Genomic DNA, 13,296 nt, shown 5'->3' on the forward strand with positions numbered 1-13,296 from the left:
CCATGGCAGCCGAGAAAAAACTAGCCGGTTACATCTGCACCGGGTGCGGCATCGGCGAGCGGTTGGATGCCAAACAGCTCCAGGCCGTGGCGACCCGCGAGGGCAAACTGCCGAGCGTCAAACAACACCCGATGCTGTGCGGCGCCGAGGGCGTCAAGCTGATTCAGGACGACATCGATGCGGGCAACGCCACTCACATCATGATCGCCGCCTGTTCGCGGCGCTCCAAGGTCGAGGCCTTCAGCTTTCCGACCGTCGCCATGTCACGCGCGAATTTGCGCGAGGGCGTGATCTGGGCGCGTCCCGAAGGCGATGAGCACCAGGAGACCACCCAGGAGATGGCGGACGACTACATCCGCATGGCGGCGGCCGAGATCAAGTTCATGACCGTACCGGAGTCGTCCGGCGAGCAGGAGTTGAACAAGACCCTGCTGGTGGTGGGCGGCGGCATGACCGGCATGACCGCGGCGGTCGAGGCGGCCAAGGCCGGCTACCCGGTGCATCTGGTGTGTGACGAACCGGTGCTGGGCGGGGTCTGGAAGGATCTCTACAAGCGCGTCCCCTTCCGCGCCGCGGCCTTCGATGTGCCCGGCGGCAACGATGTCGACCTGCCCCAACCCGAGGACCCGGGCCTGGATGACCTGATCGAACAGGTCATGGCCAACGGGCGCATCACGGTGCACCTGAACGCGAAGATCACCAAAACGTCCGGCGCGCCGGGGCGTTTTTCAGCCGACCTCAGCATGGAGTCGGGCCGCACCCTGACCGAGAACTTCGGCGCCATCGTTCAGGCCACCGACTACAAGCCCTACGATGCCAATCAACTCCCCGAGTTCGCCTACGGCACGACGCCGGACGTGCTGACCAATTTCGAGTTCGAACGGCTCGCCAAGCAGGCCAATGGCGCCGTCATCAAACGCCCGTCGGACGGCCGCGCGGTCAAGTCCGTCGCCTTCATCCAGTGCGCTGGCCAGCGTTCGAGCAACGCCGGCCATCTGCCCTACTGCTCCGGCTTCTGCTGCACCGAGTCCATCAAACAGGCGATGTATTTCAAGGCGCAGAACCCGGGCTGCGACGCCACCATCCTGTTCGACGACCTGCGCACCCCAGGTGCCGCCGGTGAAGACTTCTATCGGTCCGGTCAGCAGGCCATGGTCACCTTCACCAAGGGCCAGGCGTCCGCGGTCGTCGCCGCGGGCGGCGACCTGCGGGTCAAGTTCAAAGACCTGATCCTCAACGAAGACACCGAGATGGTCTGCGATCTGGTGGTACTCGCCACCGGCCAGGTGCCCAACACCGGCCCCGACCCCTATGCCCAGCTTGCGGTCGACGAGGCCCCGACCGAGGAAGAAAAGGCCGCTGCCCGCGCCGCGCTGGCGGTCGCCCCACCCTCGATCCTTAATCTCGACTACCGCCAGGGCACGGACCTGCCGCACCTGAAGCACGGCTTCGTCGACAGCCATTTCATCTGCTTCCCCTACGAGACCCGCCGCACCGGCATCTATGCCGCCGGTCCGGTGCGCCGCCCGATGGACCTGAAACAGGCGATGGACGACGCGGTCGGCGCCACCATGAAGGCGATTCAGTCACTGGAGAACGCCGCGCGCGGCTCCGCCGCTCACCCGCGGGTTGGCGATCTCTCCTACCCCCGCTTCCGCAAGGAAGGCTGTACCCAGTGCAAGCGCTGCACCGTGGAATGCCCGTTCGGCGCCATCAACGAGGACGAGCAGCGTTACCCGCAGTTCAATGAGTCGCGCTGCCGCCGCTGCGGCACCTGCATGGGCGCCTGTCCGGTGCGTGTCATCTCCTTCGACAACTACTCGGTGGACACCGTCGGCCAGCAGCTCAAGGCCGTGGATGTCCCGGACGAGTTCTCCGAAAAGCCGCGCATCCTGTGTCTGGCCTGTGAAAACGACGCTTACCCCGCGCTGGACATGGCCGCGCAATCGGGTGAACACATCACCCCCTTCGCGCGCGTCATCCCGGTGCGTTGTCTGGGGTCGGTCAGCCTCTCGTGGGTCACGGATGCGCTCAACTCCGGCTATGACGGCATTGTGCTCATGGGCTGCCGCCGTGATGACGACTATCAGTGTCATTTCGTGCGCGGTTCCGCGATGGCGGCCGAGCGACTCTCCAAGGTCGGCGACACCCTCACCCAGTTGAACCTGGAAACCGAGCGGGTGGCGGTCCATGAGGTTGCCATCACCGACCTGAAACGCGCCCCGGCGATCCTCAACGAGATGGCCGAAACCATCACGCGGATCGGCATGAGCCCATTCAAATTTTAGTAAAAATTTGAATTATTTCAGGTTTAGAACAAATTTGCGGAGAGCGTCTCATGGGCGAACTGAATACGGCGATGATCGAGCGGTATCGCAACAGCTTCTTAAAGGAGGTTGAAGCGAATGTCGAGGAGGGTGAATGGGTCAAGATGTGTATGCAGTGCGGCGTGTGCTCCGGCTCCTGCCCGCTCGGCAAGTTCTGGGAGCATCCGCCCCAGGAGATCTTTATGATGATTCGCGCCGGCAAGCGCGAGGCGGTGTTGCAGTCCGAATCGGTGTGGATGTGCACCTCCTGCTACAACTGCATCGTGCGCTGCCCGCGGGAATTGCCGATCACCCACATCATGCACGGTCTGGCGCACTATGCGAAGCGTCTGGGTCTGGTGCCCAAGACCAACCCCACGGCCAAGTTTGCCCAGATGTTCTGGGACAATCTGATGGTCAAAGGGCGCATCAATGAGTTGAAGCTCGGCCTCGCGCTCTATTTCATGAACGGCTTCGGCGATGGCATCAAGGTCGCGCTCAAGAACCAGAAGCTCGGCATGGCGATGATGAAGACCGGGCGGATGAACCCCAAGGAAGCCTTTGGCGGCCATGCCGTCAAGGACTTGGCCGGCTTCCACAAGGTGCTGAAAAAAGCGCAGGAACTGGAAGATGCCCGCATTGCCCAAAACGGCCCGCCCGCGGGCGCCTGAGTAGAGGACCCATCCATGGCCAAGCGCGAATATTCCTTCTACCCCGGGTGCTCCTCCCAGAAGGGCGCCTCCTCATCCAACTATCTGATCTCGGTTCAGACCATGTGCGAGGAGCTGGAGGTCCAGCTCAACGAGATCCCCGACTGGAACTGCTGTGCCGCCTCCATCGGCTATGCCGGCGGCGGCGAACTGCCGCGGCTCACACTCTCGGCACGCAACATCGCGCTCAGCGAGCAGCATCACCCCGGTCAGGACATCGTCGCCACCTGCGCCGCCTGCTGGCTGTCCACCCGCGAGGCCGCCGAACGGCTGCACGAGGACCAGTCGCTGCTGGCCGAATGCAACACGGCACTGGCCGAAGCCGGTCTCAAGCTGCGCAATGAAACACCGATCAAGCACATGGCCGAGGTGCTGATCGAAGACTTGGGTTATGACGCACTCAAGGCGCGGGTCAAGAAGCCGCTGGAAGGCATCAAGATCGCTGGCTATGTCGGCTGTCAGACCAACCGCCCATTCGGCATCGCCGGCGAGTCCTACGAGAACCCCAAATACCTGGACAAGCTGGTCGAGACGCTCGGCGGCGACTCCATTCCGGACTATGAAAAGAAGGTCCAATGCTGCGGCGGAGCACTGGCCTTCTCGGAACCGGAGAAGTCCCAGGAGATGGTCAAGGGCATCATTGAGGCGGCTTACGACCACGGCGCCGACCTGATCGTGACGCCTTGTCCGGTGTGCCAGATGAACGTCGAGGTCTACCAGGATCAGATCAACCAGACCTACGGCACCAAGTTCCAGATGCCGGTGGTCTATTACTCAACCCTGATGGCGGTGGCCTATGGGCGCTCGGCCAAGGATGCGGCGCTGAACGGGCAGATCATCCCGGCCAAGGCGCTGGATGCGCTGGCGGCGAAGTAGCCGCAAGCCGACTCTTCCGAGAGTTGGCCTTGATCGTAATCCCGGCCAACGGCGTGCGTAGTCAGGGCTTCCAGCCCTGACCGTGTCAGGCCAGGATGGCCTGACGACGCACCCGGCGAGCCCAAGTGGCCGGAATCTTGATCGAGGCCCGAGAGTTGATGCCATGACTGAACTCAGCAACCTGTACCACACCGATTACTCGGCCTGGGCGCAGCGTAACGCCGAATTACTGCGCAGCGGCAACTATGACGCGCTCGATACGGCGCACCTCTTGGAAGAGCTCGATGACATGGGTAAGAGCGAGCAGCGCGAATTGGAGAACCGCCTGACAATTCTGCTGGCCCACCTGCTGAAGTGGGACTATCAACTGCCGCAGCTGGCGGATAAGTGGCGCGAGTTCGACGGCCGGAGTTGGCGCTCCACCATCATCGAACAGCGCGACCGGATCGCCAAGCGCCTGAAAAAGACCCCAGGCTTGCGGGCGATCCTGGTGGAGATCATCGCTGAAGCCTATGCGGATGCCGTCGCGCTGGCCAGCAAAGAAAGCCAGTTGCCCAGTACGACCTTTCCCGCGGTCTGTCCGTATGGCGAGTCGGAAATTCTCGACGAGGACTATTATCCGGTGGGCCATGATCGCCGGGCCAGCCACAGCGATCACCCGTGATCATGGCCCACGTGAACCGGGAAAAGCGATCTCCCAAAAGGCCGCAAGCGACGCGCGGTCAGTCGATCGCAGCGATGCCAAAGCGACGTTCAACCGCTGCCAGTGCGCCAGATCAAAGTCATCAACATACAGTTGTGCAGCCCACTGGGCTAGGGCAATGGCGGCCGCGGCGGCTGAGTCGATGCCCGGCGCTTCCGCAGGAAAGGCGGCAGCCTGGTAGCCGTCGCGGATGACCCCCTCCGGCAAACCCCACCGCTGCAGGGCGGTTGCGACGACCAGTGCCCGGTAGGTGTGCTCTTCCGGGAGGGACTGCTCCGCCTCGACGCGGATCGGGTCCAGCAGGCTCGGGAGTTCGCCGAATTGCATGTGCGCGAACAGCGCTTTCACCGCATCGCCCAGCGCCGGGCTGTTGCCGACATGCCAGAAGTTGAAGACCAGCGTACGCCTGGGCTTGGCCGTTTCAGTCACCGAGTGGTAGGAACCCGGATGCATGATGAAGCCCAAGGCGCTGTTGAACCGCGGGGCCGCAGACGCACAGACACGGGTACCGGCCGCGTCATCATGCACCTGCAGGACACCGCCATCCTCCGCCTGCCAACCCCTGTTCCATTGCGCCACCAGTCGGACCGCCTCGAAGCCCACCAGCGGCCGGTCGCTATGGACCCCGATCCGCTGGCCCGGCGCCATGGTCTGCGCGGTAACCGCGACCCGTGCGGTAAGCGGCAGCCCGGTCAGGATGCGCATACGCTCGACCACCGCGGCGAGCAAGCTCGGGTCGATCCGCTCGGTCAGGTCGCAATTGCGGACCTCGTAGAATGAGCCGCCATGCGCACGCCAAGGCAGATCTTGATCGAAGAGCCCCTCCAGACAAGCACAGACCGCGGGCGAAAATGCCGGCTCCACGGTGAAAAAGGGATAGGGGTGCCGATGGTGGACAGGGTTGGCGAGCAAGGAGGTCCCTCCGCGGTAGGGTGAGAATCGACAGGAACACTCGTCGTGAACGGTTCCCTATATCGCCCGGGATAGCGCAGAGCGCGATGCCGGACCCTACCTAAGACGCTGAAGTCTCCGCAACTCGATGATGCCCTCGGGTGTGATCTCGTAATGCCCCTCACGCAGAACCACATACAAATCCCACACGAGGATCCGCAGTGACTCACGCAGGGCGGATGGCCATGTGGCCGTCTCACTGACTGTGGTATCTCCGCCGTCCATCAGTTTCAGCAGGATCGCAGATTGAATATTTTCCAACATTGAACACCTCGTTTACTTGCTCTCTCTATTCCGCTGCAAGTGACCACTAACGAACGCAACAGGGTGAACATGATCGCGACCCTCCTGACGCTTGTCCGAACCGGAGCCCGCGGACTCTACAGACACGCAGATAGCCGTTTGTTGTACTGTCTGAAACTGATGCTACATGGTATTTATATGATAATGCAAGTATCATCTAACACTCATCAAACACCTTAACCAACGACCCATGGAAAACCGTACCGCCCGCCTTACGATCCTGATCGATCCCGTCAAGAAGCGGATCTTCGAGGAAATCTGCGCGCAACAAGACGTTACCCCCTCGCAGGTCGTTCGCAAACTGATCCGGCAGTACATCATCGAACACGCAGGGACGCGCGAGTTGCCGGACTGGCTGGCAGCGCCGGTCGTCAAGGCCGAATGAAGGTGTCTCTGTGAAGCGGGGTGGACCAACCAGATCATCGCGCGTGCAGCCCACCCGCCCAAGCGCTTGATCGAATCGAAACCCTGTGACAGCCTAGAAGATCTCCATGTCCACACTGAAGAACGATACGCTATTGCGCGCACTGCTCCGCCAGCCGACGGAGTACACGCCGGTTTGGATGATGCGTCCGACAGGCTAACCAGACTCGACCAATCCATGAACTTCGACGACGCGATCGACCTGCACGACCCTCAGCACTTGGACGCCCTCTCCGAGGAGCAACTGAACCAACTGCCCTGCGGAGCGATCCGGGTCGATACCGACGGGATCATTCTCTTCTACAGTCGGTCGCAGGCCGAGATCACGAATCGCGAACCGGAGGCGGTGATCGGGCGAAACTTCTTCTCGGACGTGGCGCCCTGCACCATCGTTCCTGAATTCTACGGACGGTTCCGCCGGGGAGTTTTGACCGGCAACCTGAACACCACCTTCGAGTTCGTATTCGATTTCGAGATGCGACCGGTGCAGGTGCGCATTGCGATGCGCGCTTCCAACCGTCCGGGCGAATTCTGGATCGTCGTCGAGCCGCTACGCCGCTTGCCCCCGCGCAACGAACAGGCGGCCTATGACCTGATCTCCGGCAAGTTTTGCGAAACCATGGCCGGTCTGTCCGCGGCCTCGTTCGATTTTTCCCAGTGCGATGCGGAACCGATTGCGACCTGCGGCCTGATTCAGCCGTTCGGCTGCCTGCTGGTGCTCGACCCCAAGACGTTGCAGATCGATGCCTGCAGCGCCAACACGGGCATGTATCTCGGGCTGGACCCAGAGCAATTGCTCGGCGCGCCGGTGAGTCTGGCCCTGACGACAGGCGCTGCCGATCTGCACGCGTGTCTGGGGGCGGGCGCGGACGCCGCCGCCTTTCGTCCGTCTTTTTTCCGCGTAGCGGCACCCATGGGCAAACTGCCGCTCGAGGTGCGACTGCATCGCTGGCGCAATCGGCTGTTGTTGGAGGTCGAGCCCTGCGGCGAAATGGCGATGGATGAGCGTCTGCGCGGTTTCGATGTCGAGGCCTTTCAGCAGCGGTTGCACGCTTGCGCCGATGCGGTCGAGGTCTGCGGCGCGGCCGTCGCGGCGCTACGCCATCTGAGCGGCTTCGAGCGCGTGGTCGCCTACCGGTTCGAAGCCGAGGACGACGGGGTCGTGATCGCCGAGAGTCTGCTGCCCGATGCCTGGCCTTCGATCCTGGGGCTGCGCTACCCGGCGACCGACATCCCGCGCCAGGCGCGTGCGCTCTATCGCGAAACGCCGCTGCGCTACGCCCCCAGCCGCGATCACTCCGATGTCCCGCTGTTGAGCCGAACACTGGCCCCCGACACCATCGATATCGGCATCGCCCATCTGCGCGCCCAGTCGCCGACTCACCGCAACTATCTGAAACGCTTTGCGGTCAATGGCTCCATGTCGCTGTCTCTTATGTTCGAAGAGCGACTCTGGGGACTGCTGATCTTTCATCATCGCGCCCCGCATCCGGTGACCGCCGATGCGCGCCGCCGGCTGATCGAACTGGGCGGCTGGCTCTCGACCCGGCTGGCCCTGGTCGAGGAACGCGAACACAATCACGCCAGCGAACTGGGCATGGCAGAGGTCAACCGGATCGTCGGCGAGATCGACATCGAGCAGCCCTTTCCCGAGAGTTTCATCGGCAAAGAGCAACTGCTGCGCGACCTGATCGGCGCCGACGCCGTGCAGATCTACCATCATGGCCAACCACTGTTCATCGGGCACGACCTTGGTTTGTCGGCGGACGCGACCGCGGCGTTGCTCGTTTTTCTGCAAACCCGTCCCGGACCCGTCTGGAGCACCGATTGTCTCTCCGGCGAGTTCGAGCCGGCCGCGATCTATCCGCACCGGCTGGCCGGTGTCATGGTCATCTTCGTCGACGAACGGCGCGAGGACATCCTGGTGTTCGGGCGCCGGAGCACCAACTACGCCGTGAACTGGGGCGCCGATCCGGCCTCGCTGCCGTTTTCCGGCGGGGATAGCGACCGTCCTTTCGGTTGGCCGAACCGAGTCTTCACGGTCTGGCAAGAAGAACGGACCCATCACGCGCGGCCCTGGTCGAAGGTCGCGCTGGCCACCGGGCTGGCGCTGAAAAATCTGATCCAGCAAGTGATCGTCGCCAATGCGGCGCATTTCAAACGGCTGGCCCAGTCGCTGGCGCGTCAAGGCGACCAATTGCGTCAGTCACGCGAGGAGATGCGCCATCGCGCCCTGCATGACGCCCTGACCGGACTCCCGAATCGGGAACGCTTCCGCGAGGCACTGGCCGAGGCGATCGAGTCGAGTCGGCACGATGGCCGCACCTTCTCGGTCGCGCTTCTGGATATCGACCATTTCAAGACCATCAACGACACCCTTGGCCATGACAAGGGCGATATCCTGCTGTGCGCACTGGCCGAGCGGATCAGCGCGGTCTTGCCTGGCGATGGGCTGGCCGCCCGACTCGGCGGCGACGAATTCGTGCTGCTGCTGCCGCAACAGCCGGACGATGATCCCTTCACGCAAGCGGTCCGGGTGGTCAGATCACTGCGCCAGCCGATCACCGTCGAGGGCGACAGTTTCTCCATCACCTGTTCGCTCGGTCTGGCCATCGGCGGCGCCGACTCCGACCCCGGCGAACTGCTCAAGCAAGCCGATCTGGCGCTCTACCGGGCCAAGGACGAAGGCCGCAACTGTGCGCGTCCATTCGATCAGAACCTGGAAACACAGGCACTGAAACGGCTGGAAATCGACCGCGCCATCCTCGGCCGGTCGCCCATGGACGCGATCGAAATCCTGCTCCAGCCGCAGCTGCCGATCGCCGCCCTGAGCCGGCAACGACGTTTCGAAGTGCTGGCACGGTGGCGCACCGCGGCCGGCGATCTCATCATGCCGGGCGATTTCATCCCGGCGGCCGAGCGCAACGGGTTGATCCGCCCGGTGACGGCCGCCGTGCTGCGCCAATCCATCCGGCTGTTGCGCGAACTGCTCGAACAAGATAGCGAAGGCGCACTGCTCGCCATCAATGTCTCGGCCGCCGACCTGGAGGCCCGTTCTTTTTCAGGACGGTTGCTGGCGGACCTGCACGCGGCGGACGTACCGCCGGATCTGCTCGAAATCGAGATCACCGAATCCCTGCTGCTGCGTATGACACCGAGCGTGAAGGCCTCGCTGCAGATCCTGGATCAGGGAGGGATCAAATTGTCGCTGGACGATTTTGGAACCGGCTTCAGTTCTATGGCCTATCTGCGTGAACTGCCGATCAGCAGCCTCAAGATCGACCGTGAGTTCATTCGCGGCGTCGAGACGCCGCGCGACCGCAATCTGGTCGCCGGCATGATCGCGATGGCGCATTCCATCGGTAAAGAGGTGGTGGCCGAGGGCATCGAAACGCAACGGCAACTGACTTTGCTCACCGAGCTCGGCTGTGATTGGGGGCAAGGGTATCTCTGGTCACGTCCTGTGCCGCCGGAACAGGCGCTTGCGACCGCGTGGTTAGCGATCAAGCCTTGATCATCATCCCGGCCAGGTCGTTGGCTGCCGGGTCGTTGGTCCGCACAGCGGACCCTACTGCAAATCCCAATCCGTCGACTTACCGAGCCTCGTCCGCGGCAACTGCGCACCGACGGTGATGGTTCGGGGCCGCTCCGCGGGCGCTAAGCGTTCGGCGAGCCAGGCGTGAAGCCGCTCGGGCAGGTGCTGCGGATCGGCACACCCAGCACCTGGAACGACGAATGCTTTCAGCCGTCCGCCCTGCTCGGCACTGGCCAGACGCACGAGTGCGTCAGCAACCTCCGGATGCTCGCGGATACAACGCTCGACACGCCGCGGAAACACATTGATCCCGCCGACCTGCACCGCGCCGTCGCGCCGTCCCAGAACATGGAAGCGGTCGTCATCGACCCACTGGACCTGATCCGGCAACTCGGTCAGCACCGCCTCGCCAACCGCGGACAGGCGGGCGATGCGTGTGTTTGAGCTGCTATCGCGCAACCACTGCGGCAACAGCCGGAAAGGCGCATCCGGCGCCGTCCGCTCACCGATGCCGGCCGTCTCCGAGGCACCATAGACCTCGATGATCGCGGCGAACCCCGACTCGCCGAGCCGCCGCCAGACCGGTTCGGGGCAAGGTGCCGTGGATGAAACGGCAACGATATCCGCAGCGACCGAGACCGGACCGCGTGTCGCCAAGTCAAAAAAAGTCGGATGGCCGATCAGCAGGTCCCCCGGCTGGGCCTGTCGCAACACGCTGCCCGGCAGCGCGTCACGCAAGTCGATCACCGGGATGCCCAGGGTGGCCGGCAGCATCACGGAAAACAGGAAGCCGTAGATGTGGTGACTGGGTACGGCGCAAAGGAGACGTCGCCGGTCGTGCAACCGGTCGGCAAAGAAAGCAATCTCCTGCTCCAGAAAAGCCATCCGATGAGTACAGATCTTCGGCCGGCCGGTGGACCCCGAGGTCTGGAAGCTGATCGCCTCATCCCAGCGCGCCCGACTGCGCAGGATCGTTTCCACCCAATGATCCAATCGAGCGTCCGCCATCAGGGCATCATCGAGCCCGGTCTCGTGCAGGTGAAACTGGACCACGACGGCCGTCGCCAGATCCAAGAACTCCAGCGAGTCGAGACCCAGCGCCCCGAGATCCGAATGCAAGCCGGCGCCCCCCTGCCCGCCCCGCCCCTGGCACGCATCCGGCGCGCGCCGCACCCCGAGCAGGCCGGGCCGCAACCGTGACACCTCCGCCGTGATCAGGTCCGACAGCAGACGCGAGACCGGAGCAGGTGCCCACCAGGGTTTCGACATCATGACCTCATACGCGCCTGGCCACATCGAGCAACGGCCCTAGAAAGAACATCAAGCCACCCCGGAAGATGACAGTCCCTCGTGGGAGCGGCGTCCCGCCGCGATGCGGTGTCGCGGTGACCGCGAACGCTGCGGCTGCGCGCCCGGCCCCGTCGCGGCGGGACGCCGCTCCCACGCAGTCGCTACGCGACTTGCGGACAGGCAGTCGTTGGCCGGAACGACGATCAAGGCCGCGCGAGCTGGCATAGGATGTGATACGGATCGCCTTCGACTCAGGTTTCGTGATGTTGCGCCGAGCGTTCCTCGGGAATAATCCGCGCCTCGGGGTTGGGGAACCGCTCGACCACCCAGGCCGGCAATTTTGCCTGGTTGGCGTGATAGAGTGCGTCGGATTCCACGATAACCAGCACCAGCACCGTGACCATCACCGGCAGGATGCCGGTTCCGACGACCAGGGCGATCACCGCCTCCTTCATCATTCCGCCATAGGTATGCGCCGCCCAGCCGAGCACCAGGAACACAAGCAGCATCAGCAGCATGAAGAGAAAGATGCGACTGCGGCGCGCGCACACCTGCCAGTGACACATCACATACCAGGGGTCGCTGGCCTTGGACCGATTGGCCCGCCATAGAATGTAACCCAACAGGCTGAATGAAATGGCGGGGATGATCGCCATCACCCAGGGGAACGACCCCGCCAGACCTCCGGCGCCAACGGTGATCAGAATGTGGTTGCCGATCAGGTTGGTCAGAAAGATCTCGTGAGGCACGTTGGCTCGTTTGATCTGGTCGTTGCTGACGTCAAAGCGCATGATGTGGAACAGGGTCTGCAAAAGGGCTCGGAAGCCGGGAGTCGGATAGGCGGATGGCTTCGCCCGATCAACGCCGCGATGCCTGCCGCCGGCTCGCCACGCGTGGGCCTGATACATCCTACGCGGTTCAAGCGCAGGATGCTTGCGGACCTGGACCTGGTTCTCGCCTGTAATAAAAGCGACAAGGCACGTCAAGTAACCTGCGAGACACCTCAGCCCATGGCGTGACCCATCTGTCTTAAATCCTCTCACAGCGACACGCAGGCACGCAGAAGAAGCAACTCGCAGCGGCGCCTTACCTCTCTGAGATCAAGACCAAGAGCGGGTCAGCCAGACGCCGGGCAGCGGCGCGATCAAGACATAGCACGTCGTTCGACATTACTGGCACCGGTCTTGCGTGATTTCACAATCCACAATAGCAAAAAACAGGAAATCCCCGGTGAATCCTCAACTGCATACACTGGCGCAAGGCATCCGTAGCGGTGACATTGTCCCTTATCTCGGCCCCGGCGCCTTGACCGGCGCGACCGACACGGCCACCGGCCAACCGATGCCTGCGGACAGCGACAGCCTGATCCTCGCGATGAACAATGGCAAACCCATGTCGGAAAAGCTCATGTGGGAGTTTCCGCGGGCCGCCATGAACGTCGAGTTGAAACGCGGGCGGGGCGCCATCACCCGCTTCCTGAACGCGACCTATGCGGAACGCACCTGGACCCGCGCCCCGCTCCACGCCTGGCTCGCCTCCCTGTTGCCGCGCTATGTCATCGACACCAACCGCGACACCCAACTCCAGACCTCCTACGCCGGAGTACCCCACACCCTGGTGCGCGGGATCAGCCGCGTTGCCGGGACCGATTACCGCTTCCGCATCGACCACTACGACGGCGCCGCCTATCGTGAAATCGCGCAGGAGGCGGTCGATCCCACGCTGCCGGTGCTGTTCAAACCCATGGGCAGCCCGCTGCCGGATGCCGTCTTTATCGCCTCGGACGCCGACTACGTGGACTATCTCACTGAACTGATGGGCGGCTTTGCCATCCCGTCATTCGTCAAGTCGTACCGGCAGGGCCGGCAGTATGTTTTCTTGGGGTTGCGTCTGTTACGGGATACCGAACGGATGGTGATGTCGGATATCATCTACGGCGCAGGCGCGCCGGCCGGTTGGGCCTTGATCCCGGAGCCCTCGGAGAAAGAACAGCGGTTCTGCGACCGACAGGGGATTGAGATCATTGCGGCGGATATCCCCGATCTGCTGGCGGCGGCGCAGTCCGGGGCGCGCGCGGCAGCGGGCGACGCCGACACCCGCCCGCAGATCGGCTCCTGAGACACCAAGACGAATCCAGTTGCCACCAGTCGGGCGCGCGTCGCGCGGCCCGCGGGGCAGTCAACACGGCGCACCCGGAGA

11 protein-coding genes and 1 pseudogene are annotated in these 13,296 nt (G+C 63.2%); 8 read left to right on the forward strand and 4 right to left on the reverse strand.

The window, feature by feature from the left end:
• The first annotated feature begins 2 nt into the window (after window positions 1-2).
• The 4 genes from A39O_RS0108130 (at window position 3) to A39O_RS32600 (ending at window position 4,556) form a co-directional block, all read left to right on the forward strand.
• Window positions 3-2,288 carry a hydrogenase iron-sulfur subunit gene (locus A39O_RS0108130; protein WP_020504183.1) on the forward strand — a complete coding sequence of 762 codons (2,286 nt, stop codon included), beginning with the start codon at window positions 3-5 and terminating at the stop codon, window positions 2,286-2,288.
• A gap of 50 nt (window positions 2,289-2,338) precedes the next feature.
• The gene (locus A39O_RS0108135) at window positions 2,339-2,977 is read left to right on the forward strand and encodes a 4Fe-4S dicluster domain-containing protein (protein ID WP_020504184.1); all 639 of its coding nucleotides are present in this window, start codon (window positions 2,339-2,341) and stop codon (window positions 2,975-2,977) included.
• Window positions 2,978-2,992: 15 nt separating this feature from the next.
• The gene (locus A39O_RS0108140) at window positions 2,993-3,892 is read left to right on the forward strand and encodes a CoB--CoM heterodisulfide reductase iron-sulfur subunit B family protein (RefSeq protein WP_020504185.1); all 900 of its coding nucleotides are present in this window, start codon (window positions 2,993-2,995) and stop codon (window positions 3,890-3,892) included.
• A gap of 163 nt (window positions 3,893-4,055) precedes the next feature.
• Window positions 4,056-4,556: a DUF29 domain-containing protein gene (locus A39O_RS32600; RefSeq protein WP_020504186.1), complete on the forward strand. Its 501-nt coding sequence runs from the start codon at window positions 4,056-4,058 to the stop codon at window positions 4,554-4,556.
• On the opposite strand, the gene A39O_RS0108150 is transcribed toward A39O_RS32600, so the two are convergent.
• A complete protein-coding gene (locus A39O_RS0108150; RefSeq protein ID WP_020504187.1) occupies window positions 4,557-5,507 on the reverse strand; it encodes a 2OG-Fe(II) oxygenase in 951 nt (316 codons plus the stop codon).
• Window positions 5,508-5,603: 96 nt separating this feature from the next.
• Window positions 5,604-5,810 carry a hypothetical protein gene (locus tag A39O_RS0108155; protein WP_020504188.1) on the reverse strand — a complete coding sequence of 69 codons (207 nt, stop codon included), beginning with the start codon at window positions 5,808-5,810 and terminating at the stop codon, window positions 5,604-5,606.
• Between the two features lie 229 nt (window positions 5,811-6,039).
• On the opposite strand from A39O_RS0108155, the gene A39O_RS0108160 reads away from it, so the two are divergent.
• The 3 genes and pseudogenes from A39O_RS0108160 (at window position 6,040) to A39O_RS0108165 (ending at window position 9,786) form a co-directional block, all read left to right on the forward strand.
• Window positions 6,040-6,234, forward strand: a complete 195-nt coding sequence (locus A39O_RS0108160; protein WP_020504189.1) for a hypothetical protein — start codon at window positions 6,040-6,042, stop codon at window positions 6,232-6,234.
• 106 nt (window positions 6,235-6,340) lie between these two features.
• Window positions 6,341-6,430: pseudogene (locus A39O_RS43495) on the forward strand (uroporphyrinogen decarboxylase family protein); the annotation flags it as partial.
• A 20-nt stretch (window positions 6,431-6,450) separates the two neighbouring features.
• Entirely contained in the window at window positions 6,451-9,786 is a 3,336-nt protein-coding gene (locus tag A39O_RS0108165; RefSeq protein WP_020504190.1) for an EAL domain-containing protein, read from the forward strand.
• A gap of 54 nt (window positions 9,787-9,840) precedes the next feature.
• On the opposite strand, the gene A39O_RS0108170 is transcribed toward A39O_RS0108165, so the two are convergent.
• Window positions 9,841-11,076: an AMP-binding protein gene (locus A39O_RS0108170; protein ID WP_040527483.1), complete on the reverse strand. Its 1,236-nt coding sequence runs from the start codon at window positions 11,074-11,076 to the stop codon at window positions 9,841-9,843.
• A gap of 272 nt (window positions 11,077-11,348) precedes the next feature.
• Window positions 11,349-11,888 carry a hypothetical protein gene (locus A39O_RS0108175; protein ID WP_040527485.1) on the reverse strand — a complete coding sequence of 180 codons (540 nt, stop codon included), beginning with the start codon at window positions 11,886-11,888 and terminating at the stop codon, window positions 11,349-11,351.
• A 439-nt stretch (window positions 11,889-12,327) separates the two neighbouring features.
• Between A39O_RS0108175 and A39O_RS32605 the strand changes: the two genes are divergently transcribed.
• Window positions 12,328-13,215, forward strand: coding sequence for an SIR2 family protein (locus tag A39O_RS32605; protein WP_020504193.1), 888 nt, complete (start codon window positions 12,328-12,330; stop codon window positions 13,213-13,215).
• Window positions 13,216-13,296 lie beyond the last annotated feature (81 nt).

Origin of the sequence: Lamprocystis purpurea DSM 4197, assembly GCF_000379525.1 — a bacterium.
Taxonomy (GTDB): Bacteria; Pseudomonadota; Gammaproteobacteria; order Chromatiales; family Chromatiaceae; genus Thiodictyon; species Thiodictyon purpureum.